The organism is Cupriavidus sp. SIMBA_020 (assembly GCF_046535395.1).
Taxonomy (GTDB): domain Bacteria; phylum Pseudomonadota; class Gammaproteobacteria; order Burkholderiales; family Burkholderiaceae; genus Cupriavidus; species Cupriavidus campinensis.
In genome coordinates, this window is sequence record NZ_JAWRWU010001725.1 from 1 (window position 1) to 234 (window position 234).

The following is a 234-nucleotide window of genomic DNA, read 5'->3' on the forward strand; positions in this document are numbered from 1 at the left end:
CGAACAGGATGAGGCTTCCCACCTTCGAGCAAAGGACGCACGACATGCCGACGCAGATTAGGCAGACTAGAAGGCCCGGTCGATCCGTCGTGGTAACGGGTGCAGGGCGAGGGCTCGGACGCGAGATCGCGCTTGGACTCGCCGCTAAGCGCTACATCGTCTTCGGCACCGCCAATTCGTCACAGGAGGCGGAGGATCTGCGGCGTGCATCCAACGGGCGTGTCAGTCTGGCGG

General features: G+C 63.7%; 1 pseudogene. It reads left to right on the top strand.

The annotated features are described in order from the left end of the window. Positions 1-44: 44 nt before the first annotated feature. Positions 45-234 (top strand): annotated as a pseudogene (locus tag SB751_RS35515) (hypothetical protein); the annotation flags it as partial.